Raw genomic sequence first — 26,828 nt, 5'->3', positions numbered from 1 at the left:
AGATGACAGCCATGATCGATGGAGTTTGGTGGTATGCCTTGTCGTCACGGACCTGACCGTGATATCGCTGCGACTGTGCGTCCCACAGCGGGATGAACAGAGAGCAACCCCCGGAGTTCTGAGGAGTCGCCCATGGAACTGGATCCCGTGATCCTGTCACGCATACAGTTCGGATTTGTCGTGTCCTTTCATGCCGTCTTTCCGGTGTTCACCATCGGTCTGGCATCCTACGTGGCCTTGTTGCATGGCCTTTTCTACAAGACAGGCAATGCCGCCTGGGAGCGTCTTGCGGCGTTCTGGGTGAAGGTATTCGCCGTGGTCTTCGCGATGGGCGTGGTCTCCGGCATCGTGATGGCTTTCCAGTTCGGCACCAACTGGAGCAACTTCAGTTATGCCACCTCCAACTTCATCGGGCCGATGCTCAGCTATGAGGTGGTAACAGCCTTCTTCCTCGAAGCCGGCTTCCTCGGCGTGCTGTTGTTCGGGCGTGGCAAGGTGCCGGAAGGCGTCCACCTGTTCGCGGCGCTGATGGTGTCGTTGGGGACCTTCATCTCCTCCTTTTGGATTCTGTCTTCCAACAGCTGGATGCAGACACCGGCGGGCGTCGACTTCATCGATGGTCACTTCTTCGTGAATGACTGGAGCGCGGCCATCTTCAATGCTTCCTTCCCGTACCGCTTCACGCATATGGCGATCGCCTCCTTCCTGACCGGCGGCTTCGTGGTGGCCGGGGTAAGTGCCTGGTATCTGCTGATCGGGCGTGATGTCGAGGCCAACAAGCGCGCGCTGTCCATGTGCATGTGGCTGCTGCTGGTGTTGGCGCCGGCGCAGGCGGTGGTGGGTGACATGCACGGCATCAACACGCTGGAGCATCAGCCGACCAAGGTGGCGGCGATGGAAGGCAACTGGGAAACCCAGTCGGGGGCGCCTCTGCTGTTGTTCGCCTGGCCGGACAAGGAAGCCCAGATGAACCACTTCGAGATCGCGATCCCGAAGCTGGCCAGTCTGATCCTGACCCATGACCCCGATGGCGTGGTGCCGGGCCTCAAGGAGGTCGAGCCCGACATGCAGCCGCCGGTGTGGTTCGTGTTCTGGTCGTTCCGCGTGATGGTGGCGATGGGGCTGGTAATGATCGCGGTGGCGTTCATCGGCCTGTTCCTGCGTCGCGATGGCAAGCTCTATCGCTCGCGTCCCTTCCTGCAGACGCTGCGTCTGATGTCGATTGCGCCATTCTTCGCCGTGCTGGCCGGCTGGTTCGTCACCGAGGCCGGACGCTCACCGTGGCTGGTCTACGAGATGATGACCCAGCAGGAGGCCGTCACGCCGTCACTGACCGGCTGGATGGTGCTTGCCACCCTGATCGGCTACTTCCTGGTCTATCTGGTGGTCTTCGTGACCGGCAGCTACTACCTGACGCGCGTCATCCGTGGCGGTATGCAGCCTGAGCTGCCGCACGACGATGTCGAGACCGCGATGCGCCCGCTGTCCGCCGCGCATGAGAGTCTCGACGATGATGCCAGCCGTACAGTGAGGAGTTGAGTACATGGAACTGATCAATCTGACCATGATCTGGGCGCTGATCATCGGCTTCGGCATCATGATGTACATCCTGATGGATGGCTTCGATCTCGGGGTCGGCATCCTCTATCCCTTCGCCCCGGATGAACACGCCCGTGACGTGATGATGAATTCGGTCGCGCCGGTCTGGGACGGCAATGAAACCTGGCTGGTGCTGGGTGGGGCCGGCTTGCTGGCGGCGTTTCCGGCGGTATATTCCATTCTGCTGCCGGCGCTGTATCTGGGGGTCTTCCTGATGCTGGCCGGGCTGATCTTCCGCGGGATCGCCTTCGAGTTCCGCTTCAAGTCCACGCGTAATCGGCATTGGTGGAATGTCGCCTTCAGTGGCGGTTCCTACGTGGCGACCTTCTGTCAGGGCGTGGTGGTCGGGGCCTATATCCAGGGCTTTGCCACCGAGGGCCATATCTATGTCGGCGGCGCCTTTGACTGGCTGACTCCCTTCACGGTGATCACCGGGCTCGCGCTGGTGGCGGGCTATGCTCTGCTGGGCGCCACCTGGACCATCCTGAAGAGTGAAGGCGAGGTTCAGGCCTGGGCCTACCGCATCACTCCCAAGCTGCTGATCGCCGTACTGGTCGGTTTCGGGATCATCAGCCTCTATACCCCGTTCGTCGATGAATACGTGCGCGAGCGCTGGTTCAATCATATCGGCATGTTCTGGGTCTTCCCGGTACTGGCGCTGTGCTGCGCGGCCTTCATCTGGCGTGCCGTCAGCAAGCGTCTGGAGGGCCAGCCCTTCGTCGCGACCCTGGGACTGTTCCTGTTCACCTATCTGGGGCTGATCTTCAGCAAGTGGCCGTATCTGGTACCGCCGGACATCACCATCTGGGATGCGGCGTCAGACCCGGGCGCGCAGCTGTTCCTGCTGATTGGCGTACTGTTCGTGATTCCCATCGTGCTGGGCTATACCGCCTGGAGCTACTGGGTCTTCCGCGGCAAGGTACAGGACGGTGGCTATCACTGATCTCACGCAGGGGGCAGCGCAGGTGGCAGCGCAGAGGGCAGCGCAGCCCCTCCCGACCAGCACGGCTGGCAATGACACGGCGCGCGCCAGCGTCAGCGACGCCAGTGTCACTGGCAAGGAGCGCGACAAGGCTAGACGCAAGGCCGCCGGCAAGTGGCTTACCCAACAGGCGACGCGCGAGCGTCGCCTGTTGGCTATGGCGGCGCTGTGCGGCGCATTAGCAAGTCTTGCGACCGTCGCACAGCTGGTGTGGCTTGCCTGGATTGTGGCCGAGGTGATCGAGCAGCCCGAGGCGTTGGCTCGTCTGTGGTGGCCGTTCGCGGGTCTGATCGCGCTGCTGGGGTTACGCGCCATGCTGAGCGCCGCGCAGGAGCTATGCGCCCAGAAGGCCAGTCAGCGTCTGCGCCAGCGGGTACGTCGTGATGTGCTCGATCACCTGCAGTCGCTGGGGCCGGTGCGGGCGGCGCAGTTTCATGGCGCCGATGTGGCCCAGCGCTGGGTCGAGCAGGTCGAGGCGCTGGAAGGTTACTTCGCGCGTTTCTACGTTCAGCTGCGCCTGGTATTGATCAGCCCGCTGGTGATTCTGGCCATCGTGGTCAATCAGGACTGGCTGGCGGCGATTCTGCTCGCGCTGACCGCACCGCTGATTCCGCTGTTCATGGCACTGGTCGGCATGGGGGCCGAGTCGCTCAATCGCGAGCAGTTCGTCGCGGTCGCGCGCCTGTCGCGCCACTTCGTCGATCGCGTACGCGGAATCACCACACTGCGGCTGTTCGGCCTGGGCGAGCAGGCCACGCGTGAGGTCACGCTGGTCGCCGATGATTATCGTCGCCGCAGTCTGCGCACGCTGCGCCTCGCCTTTCTCTCATCAGCAGTACTGGAGTTCTTCTCGTCGGTGTCGATCGCGGTGGTCGCGATCTATATCGGCTTCGGCCTGCTGGGCGACATTCCCTTCGGGCCCGCCCAGTCGCTGACCCTGTTCAGCGGGCTGCTGATCCTGCTGCTGGCACCGGAATTCTTCCAGCCGTTGCGCACCCTGTCTCAGCACTATCATGATCGCGCCTCGGCGTTGGCCGCCGCAGACTCGCTGCTGGAGCTGCTCGACACGCCCATTGCGCCAGCACGTCAGACCTCCATGACGGCGTCGGCCAGTGCCACGCTGCCCGAGGATGTGATGTTGCAGCTGGAGGCCGTCACGCTGGCGCATCCCGGGCGGGGCAGGGTGCTTGGTCCGCTGGATCTCACCCTGAAGGCCCACGAGGTGCTGGTGATCAGCGGTCCTTCCGGGGCCGGCAAGTCATCGCTGCTCCAGCTGATGGCGGGATTCGTGGCGCCTGATGATGGCCACTGTCATCGCCATGCGGCCACACGCCTTGCCTGGATGGATCAACGCCCGCTGCTGATGCAGGGCAGTCTGGCCGACAACCTGCGCATCACCGCGCCGGACGCCAGTGATGACGACATCGCGCAGGCGCTGACGCGCGCCGGCCTTGCCGAGGTGCTGGCGGCCTTGCCGCAGGGCATCGATAGCCCGTTGGGCGAAGGCGGGCGTGGGCTGTCCGGCGGCCAGGCTCAGCGTCTGGCGTTGGCGCGGGTTTTCCTGAGTGACGCGCCGCTGGTGTTGCTGGATGAGCCGACCGCCAGTCTGGATGCCGAGACCGAGCAGCGCCTGATCGCCGGTTTCCGAGCATTGGCCGAAGAAGGCCGTACGCTGGTCATCGCCACCCACCATCCGGCCTTGAGGGCCATGGCGACGCGGCAGCTGCCTCTGACCCGTGATGGGGTCGTTGGCACCGCTGGAAAGAAGCAGGATGTTGGGGAGGGTGCATCATGATCGACCCCGCTCTCATTCCCTCAACGCGCGAGGCACTGACTGCGCTGGCGCCCTGGTGGCGGGTGCATGAGCGCTACCGCCGTCGACTGCTGCTGGGCGTGGTGCTGATGACGATGACCGCGCTGTCGGCACTCGGACTGCTCGCGGTCTCGGGCTGGTTCATCACGGCGTCGGCCCTGACCGGGGCGACGTTGGCTGCCGGTGCCGTTGCGGTGCTGGATGTCTACACGCCGGGCAGCGCGATTCGTCTGTTTGCCGTCTCGCGTACCGTCTCGCGCTATCTGGAGCGTCTCTACAATCACGACACCATCCTGCGACTGCTGGCCAGCCTGCGTGGCAGTGCCTTTGCTTCGCTGGTCAGCATGGACCCCGCACGGCTGGCCTCGCGTCGCTCCAGTGACTGGCTCAACCGACTGACGGCGGATATCGACACCCTCGATGCGCTCTATCTGCGTCTGGCGGCGCCTCCGGTGATGGCCTTGCTGCTGATCGTGGCGCTGCTGGGCATCACGCTGGTCTGGCTACCGACCGCGACGCCATGGCTGGCGCTCTTGCTGCTGGCCGGCTGGGCATGGCTGACGCTGGGGCAGGCACGCTGGGGGCTGATGGCCAGCCGTCGGCGTGTGACCACTCTGGAGACATTGCGCTCAAGCCTGATGGAGGCGCTGCGCGGGCATGCCGAACTCGAGGCCTACGCGGCGCTTGGCCATGTGCGTGAGCGGCTGGAGGCGGTGGAGGCACGCCTGCTGGCGGACCAATGGCGGCTGGCGGTCATCAGTGCCGTCGGCAATGCGCTGGCCGTGCTGGTGATCGGGCTTGCCTGGTTGCTGTTGCTGGCGATGGGCATGTTCGCACTGCGTGATAGCCAGCTCAGCGGCCCGATGATGGTGATGCTGCCGCTTGCGGCGATGGCGCTGGGTGAGGGGCTGGCGGGGCTACCGGCCGCCTTCACTCAGGCTGGCGCGACATTGGGGGCCGCGGAGCGCCTCAATGACATCGAGCACGCCGCGGGTATCGTGCATGGCGATGCTCGCCTGTCAGCAGGACCGATCACAGTGACGCTGGAGCACGTCAGCTACCGCTATCCGGGCGCCTTGTTCGCTGCATTTTCAAACGTCTCGCTTACTGTCGAGGCCGGTGAGCAGGTCGCGATCTGTGGCGCCTCCGGTGCTGGCAAGTCGACGTTGGCGGCGCTGCTGACCGGGCAGACCAGCCTGGCCTCACGCGGCCTGCAGAGCAGAACAAGTGAAGAACCGAAAAGTGACGAGCAGAGCGGGCGGGTACTGCTCAATGGCCGTGAGGTGCATCATTACGCGCCGCTGGCGATTGCCGATGGCGTGGGCTGCCTTACCCAGCAGGTCGATCTGTTCGATGCCAGTCTGGCCGACAACCTGCGACTGGGGGCCGCCGATGCCGATGATGCCGCGCTGTGGCGGGTGCTGGATGCGGTGGATCTCGCCGACTGGGTCGCGAGTCTGCCACAGGGGCTGTCAACGCGTGTCGGTGAGGGTGGTCGTCAGGTATCGGGTGGTCAAGCCCGACGCATCAGTCTGGCGCGCCTGGCGCTGACCAACCCCGGCCTCGTGTTGCTGGATGAGCCCTTCTCGGGGCTGGATGCCACGACGGCGCAACGCGTCGCGCAAGGTCTTGCTGACTGGCTGGCGGGCAGGACGGTGATCTATCTGCTGCATGAGCATGACCTGGCTACGCCACGGCCCGGCACCGAGGGCGTGACCAGGGTGTGGTGGTTGGATCGCTGAGCCGCTCCGCAGATGGGGCAAGGCGGGGTGGAAAGCAGGACAGGGTAGAAAACTGAAAAAGCCTCCCGGGCAGGGTGCCCGGGAGGCTTTCGTTGTCACTGGCCCCGTCGATCAGGTTCAGTCAATCAATTCAGTCAAACGGTACCAGTCGATCAAATGCCAGACCATCAGTCCCAGTTCGGGGCGAAGTCCGGGTTGGCGATACGCTCGCCGCGGTCCAGCTCGGCAATCTTGGCCATGTCCTCGCCGGTCAGCGTCAGCGAGAAGGCCTCGATATTGCTGCGGATGTTCCTGGACTTGGTGGAGGACGGGAAGGTCACGATGTCCTGCATCTTGAGCCATGCCAGAGCGATCTGCGCGGGGCTGACACCGTGACGGTCCGCGATGATCTTGAGGGTCTCGTCTTCCATCACCTTGCCGACGGCCAGCGGCATGAAGGCGCTGACCTCAAGCCCCAGCTCCTGACACTTGTCGAGCACCTTGCGGTTCTGCAGGAAGGGATGCACCTCGACCTGATTGGTCAGCAGCTCATCACGCCCCAGAATGCCGACGGCGCGTTCCATCTGCTCGCAGGTGAAGTTGGAGATGCCGATATGGCGCGCCTTCTCCTCGGCCTTCATCTTGGCGAGCGCCGGCAGGTAGTCCTCCATGGCGACTTCGTCATTGGGTGACGGCCAGTGGATCAACAGCAGGTCGACATAGTCCATCTGGAGCTTCTCGAGGCTTTCCTCGACGCTCTTTTCCAGGTCACCTGGCTGGAGGCGGTCGTGCCAGATCTTGGTGGTGACGAACAGCTCGCTGCGCGGGATGCCGCTGTCGGCGAGCACCTGTCCCACTTCGGCTTCGTTGCCGTAGAACTGGGCGGTATCGAAGTGGCGATAACCGGCGTCCAGCGCTGCCTGCATGCTTTCACGCAGGGTGTCGCCTTCCAGACGGAAGGTGCCAAAGCCGGGATTCGGTAGGGTAGTCGACATGCGGTAACTCCTGTTGACGTTCCCGTAGAGCGCGGTGGGAACGATTCCATGTGTGGTGTCATCTTTACTGGGGCTATGAAACTGACGCGACAATGGCGTACCTACGCATCAGTCATGTGCCGGTTGCGCAACAATCCTGCGCCTCCCGCCATGCGCCTCATTCGTTGGCCGTGATCACGAATTTCAAGGCGCGACGCTCACCGCGCTTCAGTTCGGCGAGGCAGGTCGGCAGTGCCGTGAACGGCTCGATGCAGGGCGCCGGCTGATTCATGGAGCCATCGGCGATCGCTTCGAGCAGACTTTCCCCCGCCTCGACCAGGCGTGCCCAGTCCTCGTCGTCACCCGCCCAGTGCAGCGCGCCCAGCGCGACTTCATGCTGCGAGATGGCGCGATCGAAGGCAGGCGCGGCCGCCTGCTCCAGACGGTCCTGGATACAGATGATGTGGCCGTTGGCCCCCAGATGGCGGGTCATCTTGCGGGCGTGATCCCCATTGACGGTATCGATCACGGCGTAGACCGGGGCATCCAGCTGCTCGGCGTCCGCAAGCGTCTCGTCGGCGCCCAGCGCCTTGAGGTCCGCGTGGCGCTTCTCGGAGGCAACACCAATGACGTGGAAGTCGCGCTGTCTGGCCAGCTGGATCAGCCAGCGGCCCACGCTGCCGGAGGCACCGGTGATCAGCAGGCGTCGCCCGGCCTTGATGGGCAGCTTGTCGATGGCAAGCCAGGCGGTCAGCGCCGGGCACGGGAAGGCGGCGGCGTCATTGAAGCCCAGGGTGACGGGCAGGCGCATCACGGCGCGCGCCGGAACCCGCAGGCGTTTGCTGAAGGTGCCCGGCCCCGCCAGGGTGGTGTGGACCGCGATGCGATCGCCCGGCGATACGTGACTGACATTGGCACCGCAGGCAATCACCTCGCCGGAGGCATCGACGCCGGGAATCTGGCCGGCTTGCCACAGCTCGCTGTCCATCGCCATGAACTTCCAGTCGACGGGATTGAGGCCGATGGCACGCGTGGCGACCAGTACCTCGTCGTCTGCCGGGGCGCCGATGTCCACCTCTGACTGCTCGAGCGCCTCAGGCTCGCCCGGGCCTTGCCATACCCAGGCGGGTGCCCGGGTGGCGCTGTGACTGATGTCTTGTGTGGTGGTCTCTGTGGAATCTGACATGGGATCTCCTTGCAGCGTGAACGGTGAATCCTTTCCGCCATGGCGGGGGCAGGTCGCGCGACCCGCCCGGCTTACCAGTGCGTTCAGTCAGCCGGGCAGATCAGTGCAACCCTTGCGCCCTCATGAGAAGTGCGGCAGCACCTCACGCCCCAGTTCCTCGAGGGTTTCCGTGAGCGGGCGGCGATTGCGACGCAGGTGGAAGCCGATGTGATTCACCCCGGCATCCTGCATGGCCGACAATTCTTCCATGAGGGCAAGGCGGCCACTCGACAACCCGAAGCGATGACGACGCACCGGGGCGTGCGGATCTTCTTCCAGATTGAGGTGGATGAAACTGACGTAGGGTTTGTCGCCGGCGACCTGACGCCAGAGCGCCACGCGACGGATGTGGTCCTCCGGCGTGCCCGGATAGGCCAGCCAGCCGTCCATCTCGCGACCGATCCACTCGGGCGTCTGCTGGGAGAGCCCGGCACTCAACAGCGGCGGACGCGTCGCGGCAGGCAGGATGGCCTGACCGTCGCTCAGGGCGTCGTCCGCCTGGCCCTTGATGACATCCACCGCATGACGGAAGGCGGCACCACGGGTCGCGAACTCCTCGCCGAACAGCGGGTATTCCGCCGGTCGGTCGCCACTGGCGACGCCCAGCAGCAGGCGGTCTTCGCTCAGGGCCTGCACGCTGGCGGCGGCCTTTCTCACCAGCCACGGCTGGCGCAGCGGCAGCACCGCGGCGGCAGTACCCAGCAGCAGGTTGTCGGTGTGACTGGCCAGATAGCCCAGGTAGGTGAACAGCTCGAAGACCTGACCGGCGTCGCCGAAGGCGGGGTCGAACAGCGGCACGTCACGCAACCAGGCGGCGCGAAAGCCGAGCCTGTCGACCTGGCCGATCAGCTCGGCATGGGCGCGTATGTCAGGCACGCCGAAGGGCGTGGAGGGGGCTCTGTCAGTGCGGACCCAGTCATTGTCGAGGGGCAGTTCGACGCCCAGGGTCAGGGGGCCTTGAGTGAGACGATCCAGCGGGCGGGTCGGGGAGATCATGATGGACTCCATCAGCAAGCAAGTGGGTAGACGACGGTGCCCCCGAGCCAGCAGGCTGAGCTGTCGGAATCGGGGGCACGTCGTGATGGCGGGAGGCTTCGCGGCGGATCAGGCGGTCGCGATGGAAGACGCGTGACGCTTGTCGAGGCGACCGGCCAGCAGGGTCAGCAGCAGGGCGGCGGTGACGATCAGCGCGCCGATCCAGGCGGTGTCGGTCAGTGCCATCCCGGAGACCACCTGGCCACCGACGATGGAGCCCAGCGCGATGCCGATGTTGAAGGCGGCGATGTTGAGGCCGGAGGCCACGTCAACGGCCTGCGGCACGAAGCGTTCGGCCTGCTGCACGACGTAGACCTGCAGGCCCGGCACGTTGCCGAAGGCGAAGGCACCCCAGATCAGGATGGTGATCACGGCGGTGATCGGGTTGGCGGCAGTGAAGGTCAGCACGCCGAGGATGACGATCAGGCCACCGAAGATCAGGGTCAGGGCGCGGATCGGGCCCATGCGGTCGGCCAGCTTGCCGCCCTGGATGTTGCCGATGGCGACCGAGACGCCGTAGACCAGCATGATCAGACTGATGGCGCCTTCATTGAAGCCACTGACGTCCTGCAGCAGCGGGGCCAGGTAGGTGAAGGCCGTGAAGGTGCCGCCGTAGCCGAGAATGGTGATCAGGTAGACCAGCAGCAGACGTGGATGGGTCAGAACCTTGAGCTGTTGGGCGAAGGTGGCCGGTACGCTCTTCTTGAGATTGTTGGGCACCAGGATGGCGCTGCCGATCAATGCTAGCAAACCGAGGACCGAGACCACGAGGAAGGTGGCGCGCCAGCCGAAGTGCTGACCGATCCAGGTGCCCAGCGGCACGCCGGTGACCAGAGCCACGGTCAGGCCGGTGAACATGATGGCGATCGCACTGGCTTCCTTGTCCTTGCTCACCAGGCTTGTCGCGATGGTGGAGCCGATGGAGAAGAAGACCCCGTGGGCCAGGCCAGTCAGGATGCGCGCCGTGATCAGCGAGCTGTAGCTGGGTGCCTGCCAGGCCAGCAGGTTGCCGGCGATGAACAGTGCCATCAGTCCCAGCAGTACCAGCTTGCGATTGAAGCGGCCGGTCATGGCGGTCAGCACGGGGGCGCCGATTGCGACACCGACGGCATACAGGCTGACCAGCAGGCCAGCGGAAGGCAGAGAGACGCTCAGGTCCTGAGCGATGGTGGGTACCAGTCCGACGATCACGAACTCGGTGGTCCCGATGGCAAAGGCGCTCAATGTCAGCGCCAGCAGGGCAAGGGGCATGGCAGTTCTCCATCAGCAATGGGTGGGTCTTGGATGCTGTGCAGTCTGCCGTGAGATACCTTTGTGATAAACGCACGAAATGATGAAAGACTTTTGCATTTTTCGTAAAGATTGCCTGTGACGGCGTCCTTTCTCCCATCCTTGCAGCGCCTATCTCTGTCCCTGTCGGCTTGTGTCGCCATCTCGATCTCGTGTCACATGGCGTCACTGGCTGATTCAACAGGGCGACTCAACCGGGTAACTCAACAGCGTGATTCACCAGGGCGACTCCACAGGGCAGGGCGCAGCGGCTACACTGCGCGCCGAGAATTTTCATTCACTCCCTGTTCACATCGGAGATCGTCTTGGCCGCGCCTGACACCCCGTCTTCCTCTCAGCCTGATGCCCGCACTGCAGAGACTCCCTGTTCCTTGCCGCGCCTCGTCATGCCCTCGACCTGGCGAGGGTGGAGCTTGCTGGTGATCTTTGCACTGCTGGTCGTGATGGGCATCTGGCCGGTAATCGGTTGGGTCAATCAACAGACCCTGTTGTGGGGCATGCCGTCATTGATCATCTGGAGTTACCTGATCATCTTCGCGTGCAGTGGCGCGATGTTGCTGGGCAATCGATTGCTGACCAGGCGTGGTGATGCACAGCACGAGGAGGCCTCGCGTGATTGATCCGGATGCCTTTTCATCTATGCATGACAGCGTGCCCTTGCTGGTCACGTTGGGCTATATCGTGATTGCCATGCTCATCGGGCTTGGTGCCAGGGGCGGTCGGCGCATGGATACGCTGGAGCAATGGGGTGTGGCGGGGCGCTCGATGGGGCCGGTGACGCTGTATCTGTTGATCGCCGCGGGCAGTGTCAGTGCCTACACCTTCATGGGCGCACCGGGCTGGGCCTACAGCAAGGGTGTGCCGGTATTCTATGTCGCCATCTATCTGGCCTACCTGGCGCTGGTGGCCTGGTACTTCGGGCCCAAGGTGTGGAAGTTCGGTGAGCAATTCGGACATGTCACCCAGGCAAGCGCGATCGCGGACCGTTATCAGAGCCCGGTGCTGGGCGCGTTATCGGCGCTGGTGATGTCGATTGCCTCCATCGCCTACGCCGTCCTGCAGACCATCGGCTCGGCCTACATCCTGCTGGTGATGAGCGGCGGGCGTATTCCGTTATGGGCTGGTGTGCTGCTGGTGTTGAGCGCGATCGCCGTCTATCTGTTCGTTAGTGGTCAGCGTGCCATCGGCCGTACCAATGCCTTTCAAGGGGTATTGATGCTGGTGGTCGCCTGGGTGATCGGGCTATGGGCCACTCATCTTTCAACAGGAGAGTGGGGCTTCAGCGGCGTGTTCGCGCGTCTTGAAGCCAGCCATCCAGAGTATCTGCGCCTGCCCGGCGCTGGCGGAGACATGAGCTTCAGCTTCTGGACCACCTCGATCATCGTCTCGATGCTGTCGTTCATGCCGCCGGTATGGACGCAATGGATGAGTGCCGCCTCCGCCGGCACCCTCCGTCGCAGCGCCAGCTGGCTGCCGACCTATTATGTGGTGATCCTGCCGCTGGTGGTGGTCGGCTTCATCGGCATCTACAGCCTGCCGGAGCTTGCGCGCGCCGACACAGTGGTGCTCGAATATGCGATGGCCAACATGCCGGTCTGGCTGGTGGGCCTGTTGGGCGCGGGCACGCTGGCGGCCTCGATGTCCTCCAGCGAGCCCTTCATTCACTCGGTGGCCCTGAGCCTGAGTCGTGATGTGCTGCAGCCAGGCCTCAAGCTTGATGACCAATGCGCTGGCAAGCTGGCGCGCTGGCTGATCTTCCCGGTGATGTTCCTGATCGTGGCGCCGCTTGCGATCTGGGAGCCGGGCAATCTGGTGATGATTCTGTTGATCGGGCTGGGCTTTGCGTCTCAGGTATTGCCGGCATTCATCGGAATGTTCTTCTGGCCGCGTGCGTCGGCGGCCGGTGTCATCAGTGGTATCTGTGCCGGCTTCGTGGTCACGGTGCTGTTCACCGCTGTGTGGCCACATCCGTATGGCCTGCATGCCGGCTTCTGGGGGCTGATGCTCAACCTGCCGGTCTTCGTGCTGGTGTCACTGCTGACCCGTCCGGTGGAAGAGTCTGTCACGCTGCGCTTCTTCCGCATCGCCGCCCCCTGGAGTCTCAAGCGCTGATAGTCAGCAGGGAAGATCAGGAGCGGAGTGATGTCGGGGGAAGCACTCCGCTCTGCAAGGCTGCGTTCGGCTCGCCAACACGGTTGTCTAGAATTTGGACAAGCGTTTGACAAGGTTGTGAACGATTGTCACGTTTGCGCGCGAGCGCTTATTGATCCGTGTCGCCTTGTATAGAGTGTGATCATTGATTGGCTGTCCTCAAGGGAGGGGACGTGAATGAATGATCTGATGGTGCAGGTGGACAGACAGATACAGCGTGAGGGCGGTCTGGGAGTGCATTTCCCGGCCGAGATTGAAGCGCGCTTCGAGCGTGACATCCATGTCGCGCGCAGCCACAAGCTTGCCTGCATGGGGGCGGTGGCGATCAGTATCTATGTGCTGTTTCTGCTCAATGACTGGCGCTTTCGCCCAGACCACATGCTGGAGGCCATCGTCATTCGCGTCGGTGTCATGACGCCCATCGCCCTGATCTGTATCTATATGCTCAAGCGGGGTATCTCGCCGGTATTGCGTGAGATGTTGATGACTGCGCTGGTGTGCTTCGCGATGATCTTCACGGCCCTCTTGATCCAGTTGTCAGTCTCGCCACATTCCTTCCTCGACCTGTTTGCACTCGGGCTTATCGTGCTGGTGGGCAATGTCCTGTTTCAGCTGCGTTTCTGGTATGCCCTGTGCTCTTCGGCCTTCCATTTCGGCGTGATGCTGTATCTGGTCAATGCCCATCCTGCGCCTTATGCCTCGGCGGGTTTCATGGCGTTGATGGTCTTCTTGTCCATCACGCTGTTTTCGATCATTTCCAATCTGCGCAGCGAAAAGGCCGAGCGCCTTTCCTACCTGTTGTTGCTGCGTGAGCAGCTCAGGGTCGAGGAGTTCACTGAGAAGAATGAAGAGTTCCGACGCCTGGCCTCGATCGATCCTTTGACCGAAGTCTATAACCGGCGTCACTTCGACAGCCTCGTGAGTTCGCTGCTGGGCAAGCAGCTGGACAGCCGTCTTCAATACGGTGTGGCCATGATCGATGTCGACCATTTCAAGGCCTACAACGATCACTATGGTCACGTGAAAGGGGATCTGTGCCTAAAGCGTATCGCGACGGCCATCTTCGAAAGTGTGCACCCCGATGTCGATATCGTGGCGCGTTTCGGAGGCGAGGAATTCGTGGTACTGCTGCCATCCTGTACACCGCAACAGGCATTGGCGCGCGCAGAAGAGATCCGCCGCCACGTTCGCGACCTGGCACTACCCCATGCGGGAAGTTCATGCCAGGGCATCGCCACCATCAGCATTGGCGTCTCTGCCACCGGTACCGGTCAGGACTGCAGCTTCGAGGCCATTCTCAAGCAGGCCGATGAGGCGCTTTATCATGCCAAGGCATCGGGACGAGATCGCTGCGAGTTGTTTGCTCAGCAGGACCAGCAGGCACTGGGCCGAGCCTCTGCCGGCTAGCGTCCTGGTCGTGATGGTGTCGTGGAGTCTGCGACGAGAGCCCGCGGGCGTGCTCACGTCTCATGCGACAGTCCCAGCTGCTGGCGAAGCCACGGCAGCATGATCTGCTCTGCCTGATGCGCTCGCGCCCCGGGGTAGACCAGATAGAATCCCTGGCCCTGATCCGGCAGGCCACACAAGGTGACCAGTTTCCCCTTCGCAATGCCTTCCGTTGCCATCAGGCGCGGTGTCAGCGCGACCCCCTGATCCGCGAGAGCGGCATCGATCGCGAGACTGGTGTGATTGACCCAGAGGCGATCGGCCTTCTCAAGCCCCGAGAAGTGCGCCGCAAAGGTATGCCACCCCTGATGACTGTCCTCGATCAATACGCACCCGCGCATATCGAGCCTATCCAGCCGCTCGCCCAGCTGTTCCCGATAGCCGGGACTGCAGACGGCGATACGCTCAAGTCCCGTCAACCATATCGCCTTGAGTCCGGCGTCATGCTGGCCGTAGCCCTGACGAATGGCGAGATCGATTCCGTCCTGATGCAGATTCGAAAGTCCCTCGCTGGCGTGTACCCGCAGCTGCCATTCGGGGTGTGCGTGGCGAAAGCTTGCCAGCCGGGGCATCAGCCACTTGGCGGCAAAGGAGGGCGGTACGCTCAATGACAGGGTGGTGTCAGCGGGGTCATGGCTGGCATCGCGCACGGCCTTGTCGATATTGCCCAGCGCCAGGACGATCTGTTCATGGAAACGCTGGCCAGCGGGAGTCAATGCCAGACCACGCGGGAGACGATGGAAAAGCTTTACTCCAAGCTGTGTTTCCAGTTCGCGAACACGCTGCGCCACGGCGCTCTGGGTGAGCGACAGCTCTTGCGCCGCGCGGCGGAAGTTGAGATGGCGCGCTGCCGCATCGAAGGCTGGCAGCGCCCCCAAGCGCAGTTTCGTGCTCAGGTTCTTGCTCACGTTCTGGGGCGTGCTCATGTTCAGGCTCATGTCAGAGTCATGCTCATGCTTATGTTAAGCGCCATGGGCGATGGGTCGGCAGGGGGTGATGATGCCCCTCTGGTACCGGCACGCTATCTGAGCGGGAAGTGGCGCACCGCGTGTATCGCCAAGCGGCACAAGAGTGAAGATTTTCTACAGGGTAGTGCAAATAATGCTCGCTTGTCGCGGCGCGGAGCACAGCCGAACATGGCGATATCGACCTCACATGGCGCTATCGCTAAGAGCACCATGTAGTTGGCTCCCCAAGTATCCTCGCCACAAGGAGTACCCCATGCCTCGCTCACGTTTCTCGGCACATCTTGCCTTTCTGGCGCTCGGTACCATCTGGGGCAGCAACTTCCTGTTCATGAAATGGGCGGCGGAGTGGATCACCCCGGGTCAGGTGACCCTGCTGCGTGTCGTAGCAGGCTTCATCCCTCTGGCTATCTATGCTGCCTGTCAGGGTGTTCTGCACTGGGCGCACTGGCGTCATCTGCATCACTTCGTTGTCATGGCCCTGCTAGCGACGGCCCTGTACTACCTGGCATTCGCCTATGGCAGTTCAGTATTGCTGTCGAGTGTCGCGGGCATGCTCAGCGGCGCCATCCCGCTCTTCACCTTCGTGGCGGCGGCATTGCTCCTGCGCAACGAGCCGATCAATGCACGTTCGATCACCGCGACCTTGCTCGGTATCATCGGTATCGCGCTGATTGCCCGCCCATGGCAGGGGCTGCAGGCAGATGTCTCGTTGGCAGGCGTGGCCGCCATGCTCGGCGGCGCGATGTGTGTCGGCTTGTCATTCGTCTATGCCAAGCGCTTCGTGATGCCGTTGGCGATTCCTTCGCTGGCCCTGGCTACCTATCAGACGGGGATTGCCACTCTGCTGCTGCTCGCTGTCATCGAGCTTGAGGGTATCCAGGCGCTGAGCAACGATGGCGTTGCCTTGACCGGGCTGGTAATCGGCCTCGGGGTGTTGGGAACCGGCTTGGCCTATGTGCTTTATTACTTCATCGTCGGCGAACTTGGTGCCATCAAGGCCTCCGGCGTGACCTACCTGCCCCCGGTGGTCGCCGTCATCATCGGAGTGCTGCTGATAGGGGAGCCCATCCGCGGACTCGACCTGCTGGCAATGGCGATCATTCTGGTAGGCGTCATCCTGTTGCAATCCGCACGTCAGAAGCAGGAGGTTGCGCCTCCCAAGGCAGGCGGCAGCGAGACTGGACAGGCACTGCCTCGCTCAGGTGGACTCGAGGCCTCGAATCACTCGGCGCGATGAACAACACTGGGGATCACGACTGAGGGCCGCAGCTGAGACGCACAACCGAGAACCGCAACTGAAGCTCGCGATAGTGATGGTTTAATTATCGAACGCCTGATGATGCACCCCGCCTGTGTGCGGGGTGCATCATCAGGTCTCAGCCGTTGTACTTATCTCACCCCCGTGCCACTTACCTCGAGTGCCTGACACGGGTAAGGTTGAGGCAAATGGCCACAGGTTGATGAAATTTGCCTCATGTCTGAACCGCAGTCCGACCCCTCTGAACCCTCTGGGCTTTCAGCACGGTCTGAATTGTCAGGGGACTCTGAACGGCCCGCGCCATCCCGCATGCCCCCGCAAGGGGCGGCGACGGCGTCGGAGGCTCTCTCTGCGCCGTATCCGCGCCCGGATTCACCGCCGCTGCTGGCACCCGGGGCTGCCGAGCACACGCTGAATGTCTGGTTGGTGCCGCGCTTCTCGATGTTGACGTTGTTCTGCCTGCTGGAGCCGCTACGGGTCGCCAATCGCTTTGGACGGCCGCTGTTTGCCTGGCGCCTGCTGTCCAGTGATGGTGAGGCTGTCGTGGCCAGCAATGGCGTGCGTATCGACGTCGATGGTGCCTTGTCGTCTCTGGTCAATGAGCTGCCGTCGGGTTGCCAGAATGGGGCGCAGACTCGCTTGATGGTGGTGTCATCCTACGGACCGGAAGTCAGCGTCGGCAGCCAGGCGCGTGGCGTGATTCGCCATCTGGCGGCCCATGGCGCCTGGTTGGGAGGCTTGGATACCGCCCCCTTCATTCTGGCGCGCGCTGGGGTGCTGGCCGGCCATCGGGTCGCCCTGCATTGGGAGAGCGTGCCGGCCTTTCGCGAGGAATTCCCTCAACTCGAGATCAGTCGGGCCGACTATGAATGGCAGGGCGAGCGGCTGACGGGGTCTGGCGGCGCGGCCAGTATCGACATGATGCTGGCGTGGATCGAGTTTCTGTACGGGCCGTCGCTGGCGGACGCCATCGGGCGGCAGCTGGTGCATCAGCGCGGACATCTGGTTACGCCTGCTGCTGTCAGTAGTCGAGACGATTCGCTGCCACGCGGTGTGGTCAAGGCGCTGGCCGTGATGGAGGCCAATCTTGCGCAGGTGCTGACGATCCCCGATATCTGCCGTCTGGTCGGCCAGTCCCAGCGCCAGTTGACGCGCCTGTTCATGGCGCATCTTGAGGAAACCCCCAAGCAGCGCTATCTCGGCATGCGCCTGGATCATGCACGGTGCGTATTGGCCGACAGCAGTCGCAGTGTTTCCCAGGCGGCCCTCGGCGTCGGATTCACGCATCTGGCGCACTTCTCGCGTGCCTATCGTCAGCGATTCGGTGAGCCGCCCAGCGCGACCGCGCGCCGTGGCCAGGCCACGACCTGAGACGGATCGTTTCTTTTGCCGCTCAAGGCCTCGCGGATGACATCAAGGCCACAAAAAGCGCCGCAAAAGGGAGTATGATCGCGCCGCGCCGCCGAAACGGAATCGCAGAAGACGACTTGGCAGAAGGTGCCATCACGGTTCGCGACAAGCATATTCGCCATTGTTTCATGCGCACGCCAGCGCACTGCAGGAGGCTTCACGAGAATGAACTGGATAACCTGGCTCGACCTGGCCGGTGTGATGATCTTTGCCCTGACAGGTGTCGTCGTGGCGTGCCGTTCACGCATGGACCCGATCGGCATGCTGGTGCTGGGGGCCGTGACCGGTATCGGCGGCGGTACGTTGCGCGATCTCGTGCTGGGGATCGGCCCGGTGTTCTGGGTCGAGCAGCCGATCTATCTGTGGGTCATCCTGTTGACGGTGCTGGTGGCGACGCTCGGCTTTCATTATATCCATCGTCTGACGCGGATCTTCCTGCCGGTGACCGATGCCTTCGGGCTGGCGCTGTTCACGGTGTTGGGCGCGCACAAGGCGCGCATGCTGGGCGTGGATGGCATCGTGGCCGTCTTGATGGGCACCATGAGCGGTGTCGCGGGTGGCATGATCCGCGATGTGCTCGCGCGCCGTGTGCCGATGGTGCTGCGTCAGGAAATCTACGCCTCGGCGTCGCTGGCGGGTGGCATTCTCTATATCGCGCTTCTCGAGGCTGGCGTTGGCCTGGCGTGGGCCACCGGTGCTGCCATCGTGCTGATACTCGCGATTCGCCTGCCGGCGATCTATTGGCACCTGACCTTGCCGACCTTTGCCTGGGTGATCATTCCGCCGCCTCCGCTGGCTTCGCAGCCCACAGGTCATGAGCATGATCCATCCCCATCGAGGGCAGAGGGCAATGGCCTCGCAACTGACGATAGCGGCGGTGGTACGGCGGCCGAGAAAGATGGGTCTCCGTCCGCTCTGATCGAGGGCAAGCCGTCCCGGCGTTCGGAATTCGCGACGACACTGGGTGGCTCGATCGGCACTAGCGATGTCCCCCCTTCGGATCAGCTGGAGACGCCTCCTGCGCCACCCTCATTGCCGCGGCGCACGCCCAAGGCACGCGTCAGGATGCTGCGCCCCGGAGAGCGCCGCCGTGGTGGGTTCTAGAGGCCGTGACCCGATCGTCAAGCAATATCGCGGAAGTGAACATGAAGCGGATGATCATTGTGATTTCTGCAAAGATGCATGGGACCATGCGTTTTGAACTTTCCAGGAGATCACAGCATGCGCAGCCGTTCGGATGACCTCGAGTTGCTACTGGCCGTGGTGGATAGCGGGGGCTTCAGCGCCGCCGCCAATCGGTTGAATATTCCGGTGGCCAAGGTGTCGCGGGCCATCCAACGCCTGGAAGGTGAGCTGGAAACGCCGCTGCTGAATCGCACCACACGCAGCGTGGCGCTCACCGATGAGGGGCGCGGCTTCGTCGAGCGCGTGCGCGAGGGTTTGTTGCTGCTCGGCAGTGCCGAAGAGGCCCTGTTGCAGCAGCGCGATCAGCCCAGCGGGCGACTGCGCGTCGATGCCGCAAGTCCCTTCGTGCTGCATCAGCTGGTGCCGCTGGTCGCGGAGTTCTCCCGATGCTATCCCGGCATCGCGCTGGAGCTGTCAGCGGCCGATGACATCATCAATCTGCTGGAACAGCGGACCGACGTGGCCATCCGTATCGGCGAGCTGGATGACTCCACACTGCACGCCAAGGTGCTGGGCCGCTCCACGCTGCATCTGGTCGCAAGCCCCGCCTATCTGGCCGAGCATGGGGTGCCGTCCAGTGTCGCGGCGCTGCAGGCCCATCAGCTGCTGGGTTTCCTGCCCCCCAGTCGTCTCAATCGCTGGCCGCTCAAGGGGGCCGCAAAGGGGTTTGACACGACCCCTCATCTGCCGACCACCAGTGGCGAAGTCATGCGTCAGCTGTGCCTGGCCGGACATGGTATCGCGCTGATATCGTGCTTCATGCTGGGCAATGACCTCAAGACCGGTGCTCTGGTGGAAGTGTTGCCCGGCCAGATCCAGAGCCCCAATCCCCGCGAGCAGATCCAGGCGGTCTATTACCGCAACAGTACGCTGTCGCCGCGCATCAGCGCCTTCGTCGAGTTTCTCGCCACCCGCTTGACGCTGTGAGTGGCTGATGTCTGGCGCTTCAGACTTGTCCTGACAACAGCGGATTAAGGGGCGCTGATTTGTCCTGGCACAGAGTTTTAACGATTACCCCACTCCAGAAACATGGCAGTGGAGCCGGGCTGATTTAAATAAAGTTTATAATCTCTTGATGGAATCTGGTTATTGGCGCATGTTGCATGGCGTATTTTACGTGCAATAGCGATATATTGGGCTGACAAGGGTGTAATCAGCGCTTCAGGGACGAGCAGATGATAGCCAAGGAAAAAGAGGCCTACAGTGGCGACGATGAGCGCGCCAGGTACGGTCACCGCCAGGAAGAGGATGTGGCCTTCCATCTACGGCGTGCCTTCGGGGACGACCCCGAGGTCGTGATCTTCAATGATCTGCGACTGAAACACGGTGAGGAGAATGCCCAGATCGATCATCTGGTCATGCATCCCTTCGGCTTCATCATCATCGAGTCGAAAAGCATCACTGGTGAAGTCAGGGTCAATGCGGCAGGTGAATGGCAGCGCAGCTATCGAGGCAATTGGACTGGGCTCAAGTCACCACTGCGTCAGGCGGAATTGCAGCAGGATATTCTCAAGCGCCTGTTGATCGAACATCGCACTCATTTGATGAACAAGACCTTCGGGCTGCAAGGTGGCTTTGCCGGTCGGCAATGGAGAGTGCTGTGCGCCGTCTCGAGCAATGCCATCGTGCACCGTGACGAGATGGACAAGGGTGTCTCGGCTCAGGTGGTGAAGCCGGAGTTTCTCCACGAGCAGGTCAGTGGTCTGATCGGGGCGCGCTCGATGGTCAAGCGTGCCTTGCTGTTCGATACGCGTCCGGAGTTCACCAAGGATGAGCTTGAGCGTGTCAGCGAGTTCCTCCTCAAGCAGGACGCCCGTTCGCGTCGCGCGCATGCCGTCGAGACCGTTCGTCGCGAGGTGAGTCGCCGCCCGCAGCCTGCAGCGAAGACGCCTGACGCCGCTGACAGTGCCGCGAGTCGATGGGCGATCAACGAGGGGGGTATCCGCGAATCTGACGGCAAAGCCCTCGCCAACAAAGACCTCGGTACCGAAGCTCTCGGTATCGAAGATCTCGATAACAACGGCGCGGGCTACAGTGCTCATGGCGGCAATGGCATTGGCGACAAAGCGCCTGGCAACCACGAGCGTGGCGCCCAGAAGCGCGGCAGCCAGGAGCGCTGTAAAAAGCGGCTGGGAGGCGATTTGAGTGCAATGGCGGTTGCCATACCCGCCGCCGCGGCAGTCAATGAGGCGAAGACAAGCGCCGAGAGCGTCGCTGAGCCCAACGCTGAACCCAGCGCCGAAACAACAGCGGCGCCAGCCGAAGTACCTGTCGAATCGCCAGTACCTGAAGCGTGTCTGACCTCGCCACAGTTGAGCGAGCATCTCGACAGAATCACCGCACGCCTGAAGGCTTCCGCCACTACGCAAGCGCCACCGGAAGTGCGTGTCCAGTGCCAGAAGTGTCAGGAAAAAGATGCACTGCTGGGGCGTTACGGTCCTTACGGTTATTACGTCAAATGTCAGGTCTGCAACGCCAATACATCACTCAAGCAGGGCTGTCCGGCCTGCGAGCATCACAGTGTACGCCTGAGCAAGTCCGGGGCGGTCTATTCGGGGCATTGCCCGCAATGTGAGCACGAGTTCGTGATATTCCGTCAGCCCGATTGATGTGATGCCTTGCAGACAGACAACGCCCGCACTCCTTTATCAGGAATGCGGGCGTTGTCTTTCAGGGGGGCGACTCGACGGACCTCTCTATTTCCGACTCAATTGTCGACTCAATTGTCGACGGGCCAGACCTTGAAGATACGGTACGGCGCCTTGCCGCTGTCCTTGCCGTCATTGAAGGGCGGCGTGCTGTCGAGCTGATTGACGGTGACGTAGAGCCAGCCGTCGGCTGCCATGCGCACGCCATCCGGCCAGTCGAGACGCTCATCGCGCACCAGCGGCGTCAGCCTCCCATCGGCACCCAGCACATCCAGTCCATGCTGGTTGAGATTGGTGAAGTAGTGAGTGCCACCGGCGGTGTCCGCGCCATCGGAAACAGGCTTGTCGCCAACGCGCGTGATGGCAGCGGCGATAGTGGCGTGATCGGTGCCTTCGCGCAGCAGTCTGGCCGGTACGCTGTACCAGCTGTGGCCGGTCATGGCGCCGAAGAAGACCGTTTCGCCATCACCGGACAGAGTGATCGGGTCGACGCCGACCTTGGCAGGCTTGCCATTGAACTGGACGTCCTTGCCATCGATCTTGAGCTTGGCACCGGGTTCTGCCTCAAGCGCCGGGTGCTCGCTGAAGCGGGTGGCCTCGCCGCTCTCCAGGTCGACGGTGATCAAGCCCGGATTGGCGATGTCTGCCAGATAGGCCACGCCACGGCTGCGGTCCACTGCCAGGTCCTGCACGAAGCTGCCCTCGGGGGCGATATTCTCAGGCAAAGTCAGCTTGGTGATCAGCTTGCCCGAGGCAATATCGAAGCCCCACAGGCGGGTCTTGCCCAGATGCAGCCCCATGTCGGTAATCCAAAGCCCGCCTTGGCCATCCTGATAGATGCCCAGCGGGGAATCGATGGTGGCGTCGCTGTAGCGTCCGGCATGCGTCTGCAAGGCGGGAGAGGGCCAGGCGCGATAGCTGTTCTGACCGGTGATCTCGACCAGTTGCACGTCGTGATCCCCATCCATCGGGTGAATGGTGGCGAAGACCTGTCCATTGGGCGTCACTGCCACATTGCCGGGGCGAATCTGCATGACGGCGACAGAGCGCATCTCACCGTAGGCAGGTCCGGCCTTGAGCGCTGAGGTGGTGGCCGGCAGCGTCGTATGGCCGTTGGCACAGCCCGTCAGCAAACTACTGACCAGGGCGATGGCACCCAGAAACCGAGGGGAGCGTTTGACGCCAATGACTGCTGTGTACATCGATGCTTCCTTGTTGCTGTGAAGATAGCGCGCGGCATGCCATGAAACCTTCAGACATGTCTGGCTTGGGAGCGAATGGACCCCGGTCCCGGGCCCGGGCGGGGGCGGTGTTGTCATGCCCCCGCGATTGCCCACCTTGGGCATGCCAGCGACTCTGCACAAGTACACATAATAAAATCATGCGAATCAATCGGTTGTGCAAGGTTTCCTGAGATTGATGCGAGCGCCTTCCCAGTCAGTCGGTCTGGGGCTGTGGAGGGTGTGTCCAAGCGGTAGGAGTGCCGCGGCATGCAGCCATTTTGGATCGAGTGATCCAAAAGTTGTTGACACTGACTGGCTGGCTCAATATCTTATGGATCAATTGATCCACAACATGTGTCATTCATCGCCATGCCTCTGTCGATTTCTGGTGTGTAGCTGGTAGTCGTCAAGATGATCGAGCACGCTTGCCCCATGTTTTTGGCCACTGACAAGTGAGCGAGTGGCAGGCCACATGATGGGTTGATGGATCGCCACAGACCTATTTATCAGGAGTCAGACTCATGACAACCAACGTCGTCAATCTCAACGAAAAGGAATTTCAGTCTCTCAGCGATAAAGGCGTGACCTTTGCCGTGCGGCTCTGGGCTGAATGGTGCGCACCGTGTCGCATGATGTCACCGATATATCATCAGGTAGCCGAGGCCATCGCGAATGATGACCTGGTGATGGCAGAGCTGAACATCGATGATCATCCGGCCATTGCGGAAAGACTCGGGGTGCGTAGCATTCCGACCGTCGTCATCTTCAAGGATGGCAAGGAGGTCAATCGCTCTGTTGGCATGCTACCGACTCCTGAACTTCAGAAGCTGATTACACGCTACGCATAGGGCAAGGGCTCATCATGAGTACACACCGAAAATTGATAATACTCGGGTCCGGGCCGGCGGGTTACACTGCAGCCATCTATGCGGCCCGTGCGAATCTTTCCCCCATGTTGATTACGGGAATGGAAGTGGGTGGTCAGCTGACATCGACGACGGACGTCGAGAACTGGCCCGGTTATCCCAAGGGAGTGCAGGGTCCTGAGTTGATGTTGCAGCTCAAGGAACATGCGGAAAGTTTTGATACCGAGATCGCTTACGATCATATCACCGAAGTGGACCTCGACAATCGACCTTTCATCTTGAAGGGAGAAGATACCTATACCGCAGATGCGCTTATCATTTCGACCGGAGCATCCGCGAGATATCTCGGTCTAGAAAGTGAGCAAGTCTATATGGGGAAGGGGGTATCAGCCTGCGCTACCTGTGATGGATTCTTTTACAGAAACAATGAAGTTGCGGTCGTAGGAGGGGGCAACACTGCCGTGGAAGAGGCATTGTTCCTGTCCAATATCGTTTCTCATGTGACCCTTGTGCATCGTCGTGATCAGCTGAGTGCAGAGAAAGTGCTGCAGAAGCGGCTCTTTGACAAGGTTGAACAAGGCAAGATCACGATTCGATGGGACAGGCAGGTAAAGGAAGTACTGGGCGATGACACCGGTGTCACGGCGGTCTCCCTGACTTCCACGCTGACGGGGGAGGTGGAGGAGGTGCCTGTGGCGGGAGTTTTCATCGCCATTGGTCATGATCCCAATACATCGATCTTCAAGGGCGCATTGGCCATGACGGACGGGTATATCAATGTCTATTCCGGTATTGGAGGAGGCCAGACCTTGACCAGTAAATCAGGCGTCTTCGCGGCAGGAGATGTCAGTGATAACCACTATCGTCAGGCTATCACGTCTGCCGGTACGGGGTGCATGGCCGCACTGGATGCAGAGCAGTATCTTGCAGAGCTCAAGGGGTAGTCTGACATTATCGTGATATAGTATCCCCCGCCGATAATGAAACATGCCTGAGGATAGTGAATATCCAACGACGGAATGACTATTCTCAGGTATGACGACGGTGGGATGTCATGGCGAGTATTATCATGTGTAATACTTGCTTTCACTTTGCAGGTTGCTATCGAGATTATGCTATGGCTAGAACAGGTCGTCCACGTCAGTTTGATCGCGAAGATGCTGTGAGAAAGGCCATGGAGCTATTCTGGAAAAATGGCTTTGAAGGCACTTCGCTGGCCGAGCTGAGAAAGGAGCTGGGCAATTTGTCTTCCGCGAGTTTCTATTCGGCATTTGAATCGAAGCAGGCGCTTTATCGCGAATGTCTGGAGATGTATACCCGGACCTGTGAACAAGTGTTTGTGGAGCTCGAGAATGAAAAGGTCTCTGCTAGAGATGCCATCAAGAACATGTTGATCAAATATGTCACCATGCAAACGTCCTCAAGCCAGCCCTCGGGATGCATGATCGTGCTGTCAGGATTGAACTGTGGTGATGACAACAAGGACGTCGAATACATGGCACTCTCGGTGCGCAATGATATTCGTGCTTCCCTGATGACGTGCATTGCGCGAGGGCAGGAAAGGGGGGAGTGGCGTTATGAAAAACCATTGGATCAATTTGTTCTGATGCTGGATACCTTCGTCAATGGAATTGCCATCCAGGCGAGAGATGGTGTGCCTGGTGACAAGCTCAAGGAAGCCTGTGATCTCTTCATGGAAATCTGGTAGTCCGCCCGCGCGCCCCACTCCATGATCTGTTGTAGCAATGAAAAAACGCCCCCATGGAGGCGTTTTTTCATTGCGGCGTCAGTGCCTTGCGGCCAGAACCTGTTTCGATCAGGCGTGACGCGAGATCATGGCGTCGAAGTTTTCCTTCGGCTGGACGCCGGTCAGGGCTTCGAGCTTCTCGCCGGACTTGAACAGCGCGATGGTCGGCAGGCCACGGACGCCATTCTGGGCGGCGAGGTCCGGTGCATCATCGACATTGATGGCAACGACCTTGAGGGCATCGCCCTGTTCTTCGGCGATGGATTCGACGATCGGGTCGAGCATCTTGCACGGGCCGCACCACGGTGCCCAGAACTTGACCAGCACCGGCTGCTCGCTCTCGATGACTTCCTGGGTGTAGTTGCTGTCGACGACTTGTGCGAAATCCGCCATTTGACTCTCCTGTGCATCTTCGTGGATGCGTAATTCAAAAGGGCACTGGGTGTGCTTGATGGGCACACACTAACGCTGCTCGACTTTTGTTCGCAAGCGCATTCGCTTTTGAGCCCAGGCAACATATGCGTGCCGTTTGCGCAACAGTGGCGATGGTGTGGCCACCTATCCGCTGCTACACCCAGCCAGGCGATGCTCTGATCGCTCTACATTCGTCCTCAATCCTCTCTTCACTCGCCCTCCATCGCTGCTATCGCTGCCATCAATTCCCGCGCCTGCTGTCATCCAACTGTCATGCATGTGTCACTTGATATATGGAAAAACACATATATGATATTTCGTATGTCGCCGCGCTTCCGCTGGCTGGCAGGCAACCTGCCTCGCCATGCGTCAGGTGCCGGTGAGAGGGGGGCGGGAGAGGGAATCGGGTGGGGGATCGAGAGGGGAGCAGGATGGCTCAGGCATACGCGAGGACATCGCCATGAAACCGTCAACCAATGACGTTATTGATGGAGTGGAAGGCATGGCGGCCTGCCTGACACCGTTGCAGGTCTTCAAGTGCCTTGCTGAAGACACTCGCCTGACCATCGTGCAGCTGTTGGCCCAGATGGAAGAGTTGTGTGTCTGTGAACTCATCTGGCTGCTGGAGCAGCGCGCCATGCCCATCTCCCAACCCAAGGTCTCGCGGCATCTCGCCCAGCTGAGAGATGCTGGCCTGCTGACCAGTCAGCGGCGTGGTCAGTGGGTGCACTACCGCCTGGCACCTGATCTGCCGGCCTGGTGCCATCAGATTCTCGCGACTCTCTGTCAGGCCAACGCCCGCGAGGTGTCGCGCTGGATGGCGTGGCTGGAGACGATGCCCAACCGCCCTGTGCGCTGCTGCTGAGCGTACAG

The 26,828-nt window shown here is 61.5% G+C and carries 22 protein-coding genes and 1 pseudogene; 16 read left to right on the top strand and 7 right to left on the bottom strand.

The features are described 5' to 3' along the window. Positions 1–132: 132 nt before the first annotated feature. Genes F8A90_RS10370 through cydC form a run of 4 tightly spaced genes read left to right on the top strand, consistent with a single transcriptional unit; the run spans position 133 to position 6,136 of the window. Complete coding sequence (locus F8A90_RS10370) at positions 133–1,539, top strand: cytochrome ubiquinol oxidase subunit I (protein WP_200017013.1); 1,407 nt, start codon at positions 133–135, stop codon at positions 1,537–1,539. A 4-nt stretch (positions 1,540–1,543) separates the two neighbouring features. Further along, positions 1,544–2,542 carry a cytochrome d ubiquinol oxidase subunit II gene (gene cydB, locus F8A90_RS10365; protein WP_200017011.1) on the top strand — a complete coding sequence of 333 codons (999 nt, stop codon included), beginning with the start codon at positions 1,544–1,546 and terminating at the stop codon, positions 2,540–2,542. Beyond that, a complete protein-coding gene (gene cydD / locus F8A90_RS10360) occupies positions 2,529–4,376 on the top strand; it encodes a thiol reductant ABC exporter subunit CydD (protein WP_233593278.1) in 1,848 nt (615 codons plus the stop codon). The genes cydB and cydD overlap by 14 nt, the downstream gene beginning before the upstream one ends. Then, positions 4,373–6,136, top strand: a complete 1,764-nt coding sequence (cydC, locus tag F8A90_RS10355; protein WP_200017009.1) for a thiol reductant ABC exporter subunit CydC — start codon at positions 4,373–4,375, stop codon at positions 6,134–6,136. The genes cydD and cydC overlap by 4 nt, the downstream gene beginning before the upstream one ends. A gap of 167 nt (positions 6,137–6,303) precedes the next feature. Here cydC and dkgB read toward each other — a convergent pair whose 3' ends face one another. The 4 genes from dkgB to F8A90_RS10335 form a co-directional block, all read right to left on the bottom strand. Then, on the bottom strand, positions 6,304–7,110 hold the full coding sequence (dkgB, locus tag F8A90_RS10350) for a 2,5-didehydrogluconate reductase DkgB (RefSeq protein ID WP_200017001.1): 807 nt from the start codon (positions 7,108–7,110) through the stop codon (positions 6,304–6,306). A gap of 157 nt (positions 7,111–7,267) precedes the next feature. Beyond that, the gene (locus F8A90_RS10345; RefSeq protein WP_200016999.1) at positions 7,268–8,275 is read right to left on the bottom strand and encodes an alcohol dehydrogenase catalytic domain-containing protein; all 1,008 of its coding nucleotides are present in this window, start codon (positions 8,273–8,275) and stop codon (positions 7,268–7,270) included. Positions 8,276–8,395: 120 nt separating this feature from the next. Beyond that, the gene (locus F8A90_RS10340) at positions 8,396–9,310 is read right to left on the bottom strand and encodes a TIGR03571 family LLM class oxidoreductase (RefSeq protein WP_200016997.1); all 915 of its coding nucleotides are present in this window, start codon (positions 9,308–9,310) and stop codon (positions 8,396–8,398) included. 108 nt (positions 9,311–9,418) lie between these two features. Then, on the bottom strand, positions 9,419–10,600 hold the full coding sequence (locus F8A90_RS10335) for an MFS transporter (protein ID WP_200016995.1): 1,182 nt from the start codon (positions 10,598–10,600) through the stop codon (positions 9,419–9,421). A gap of 458 nt (positions 10,601–11,058) precedes the next feature. Here F8A90_RS10335 and F8A90_RS10330 point away from each other — a divergent pair, with 458 nt between their 5' ends. From F8A90_RS10330 to F8A90_RS10320, 3 genes are all read left to right on the top strand, one after another. Next, positions 11,059–11,259 (top strand): hypothetical protein, encoded by a 201-nt coding sequence (locus tag F8A90_RS10330; protein ID WP_233593277.1) that lies wholly within the window; start codon positions 11,059–11,061, stop codon positions 11,257–11,259. Positions 11,260–11,278: 19 nt separating this feature from the next. Then, positions 11,279–12,751 (top strand): sodium:solute symporter family protein, encoded by a 1,473-nt coding sequence (locus tag F8A90_RS10325; protein ID WP_200016991.1) that lies wholly within the window; start codon positions 11,279–11,281, stop codon positions 12,749–12,751. 216 nt (positions 12,752–12,967) lie between these two features. Then, positions 12,968–14,197, top strand: a complete 1,230-nt coding sequence (locus tag F8A90_RS10320) for a GGDEF domain-containing protein (RefSeq protein WP_200016989.1) — start codon at positions 12,968–12,970, stop codon at positions 14,195–14,197. 53 nt (positions 14,198–14,250) lie between these two features. Here the strand turns inward: F8A90_RS10320 and F8A90_RS10315 are convergent, their stop codons facing one another. Next, a complete protein-coding gene (locus tag F8A90_RS10315) occupies positions 14,251–15,162 on the bottom strand; it encodes a LysR substrate-binding domain-containing protein (protein WP_200016987.1) in 912 nt (303 codons plus the stop codon). Between the two features lie 295 nt (positions 15,163–15,457). Between F8A90_RS10315 and F8A90_RS10310 the strand changes: the two genes are divergently transcribed. The 5 genes and pseudogenes from F8A90_RS10310 to F8A90_RS10290 all read left to right on the top strand — a co-directional run bounded on the left by F8A90_RS10310 (position 15,458) and on the right by F8A90_RS10290 (position 21,666). Beyond that, entirely contained in the window at positions 15,458–16,441 is a 984-nt protein-coding gene (locus F8A90_RS10310; protein WP_200016985.1) for a DMT family transporter, read from the top strand. 330 nt (positions 16,442–16,771) lie between these two features. Beyond that, complete coding sequence (locus F8A90_RS10305; RefSeq protein ID WP_200016984.1) at positions 16,772–17,833, top strand: GlxA family transcriptional regulator; 1,062 nt, start codon at positions 16,772–16,774, stop codon at positions 17,831–17,833. A gap of 204 nt (positions 17,834–18,037) precedes the next feature. Next, positions 18,038–18,658: pseudogene (locus F8A90_RS10300) on the top strand (trimeric intracellular cation channel family protein); the annotation flags it as partial. Positions 18,659–19,093: 435 nt separating this feature from the next. After that, the gene (locus F8A90_RS10295; protein ID WP_200016980.1) at positions 19,094–19,984 is read left to right on the top strand and encodes a LysR family transcriptional regulator; all 891 of its coding nucleotides are present in this window, start codon (positions 19,094–19,096) and stop codon (positions 19,982–19,984) included. A 248-nt stretch (positions 19,985–20,232) separates the two neighbouring features. After that, positions 20,233–21,666: a nuclease-related domain-containing protein gene (locus F8A90_RS10290; RefSeq protein WP_200016978.1), complete on the top strand. Its 1,434-nt coding sequence runs from the start codon at positions 20,233–20,235 to the stop codon at positions 21,664–21,666. Positions 21,667–21,776: 110 nt separating this feature from the next. On the opposite strand, the gene F8A90_RS10285 is transcribed toward F8A90_RS10290, so the two are convergent. Further along, a complete protein-coding gene (locus tag F8A90_RS10285) occupies positions 21,777–22,907 on the bottom strand; it encodes an L-dopachrome tautomerase-related protein (RefSeq protein WP_200016976.1) in 1,131 nt (376 codons plus the stop codon). Between the two features lie 542 nt (positions 22,908–23,449). On the opposite strand from F8A90_RS10285, the gene F8A90_RS10280 reads away from it, so the two are divergent. The 3 genes from F8A90_RS10280 to F8A90_RS10270 all read left to right on the top strand — a co-directional run bounded on the left by F8A90_RS10280 (position 23,450) and on the right by F8A90_RS10270 (position 25,502). Continuing rightward, complete coding sequence (locus F8A90_RS10280) at positions 23,450–23,776, top strand: thioredoxin family protein (protein ID WP_200016974.1); 327 nt, start codon at positions 23,450–23,452, stop codon at positions 23,774–23,776. Between the two features lie 14 nt (positions 23,777–23,790). After that, complete coding sequence (gene trxB, locus F8A90_RS10275) at positions 23,791–24,738, top strand: thioredoxin-disulfide reductase (RefSeq protein ID WP_442778865.1); 948 nt, start codon at positions 23,791–23,793, stop codon at positions 24,736–24,738. Between the two features lie 110 nt (positions 24,739–24,848). Beyond that, a complete protein-coding gene (locus F8A90_RS10270) occupies positions 24,849–25,502 on the top strand; it encodes a TetR/AcrR family transcriptional regulator (protein ID WP_200016972.1) in 654 nt (217 codons plus the stop codon). A 108-nt stretch (positions 25,503–25,610) separates the two neighbouring features. Here F8A90_RS10270 and trxA read toward each other — a convergent pair whose 3' ends face one another. Next, positions 25,611–25,934: a thioredoxin gene (trxA, locus tag F8A90_RS10265; protein ID WP_054557199.1), complete on the bottom strand. Its 324-nt coding sequence runs from the start codon at positions 25,932–25,934 to the stop codon at positions 25,611–25,613. Positions 25,935–26,415: 481 nt separating this feature from the next. Between trxA and F8A90_RS10260 the strand changes: the two genes are divergently transcribed. Next, positions 26,416–26,820: a metalloregulator ArsR/SmtB family transcription factor gene (locus F8A90_RS10260; protein ID WP_325096913.1), complete on the top strand. Its 405-nt coding sequence runs from the start codon at positions 26,416–26,418 to the stop codon at positions 26,818–26,820. Positions 26,821–26,828: the final 8 nt, after the last annotated feature.

This window comes from Cobetia sp. cqz5-12 (assembly GCF_016495405.1).
In the GTDB taxonomy this organism is placed as follows: domain Bacteria; phylum Pseudomonadota; class Gammaproteobacteria; order Pseudomonadales; family Halomonadaceae; genus Cobetia.
Note: the sequence above shows the minus strand (reverse complement) of the source record. Positions and strands in the feature narration are given on the sequence as shown.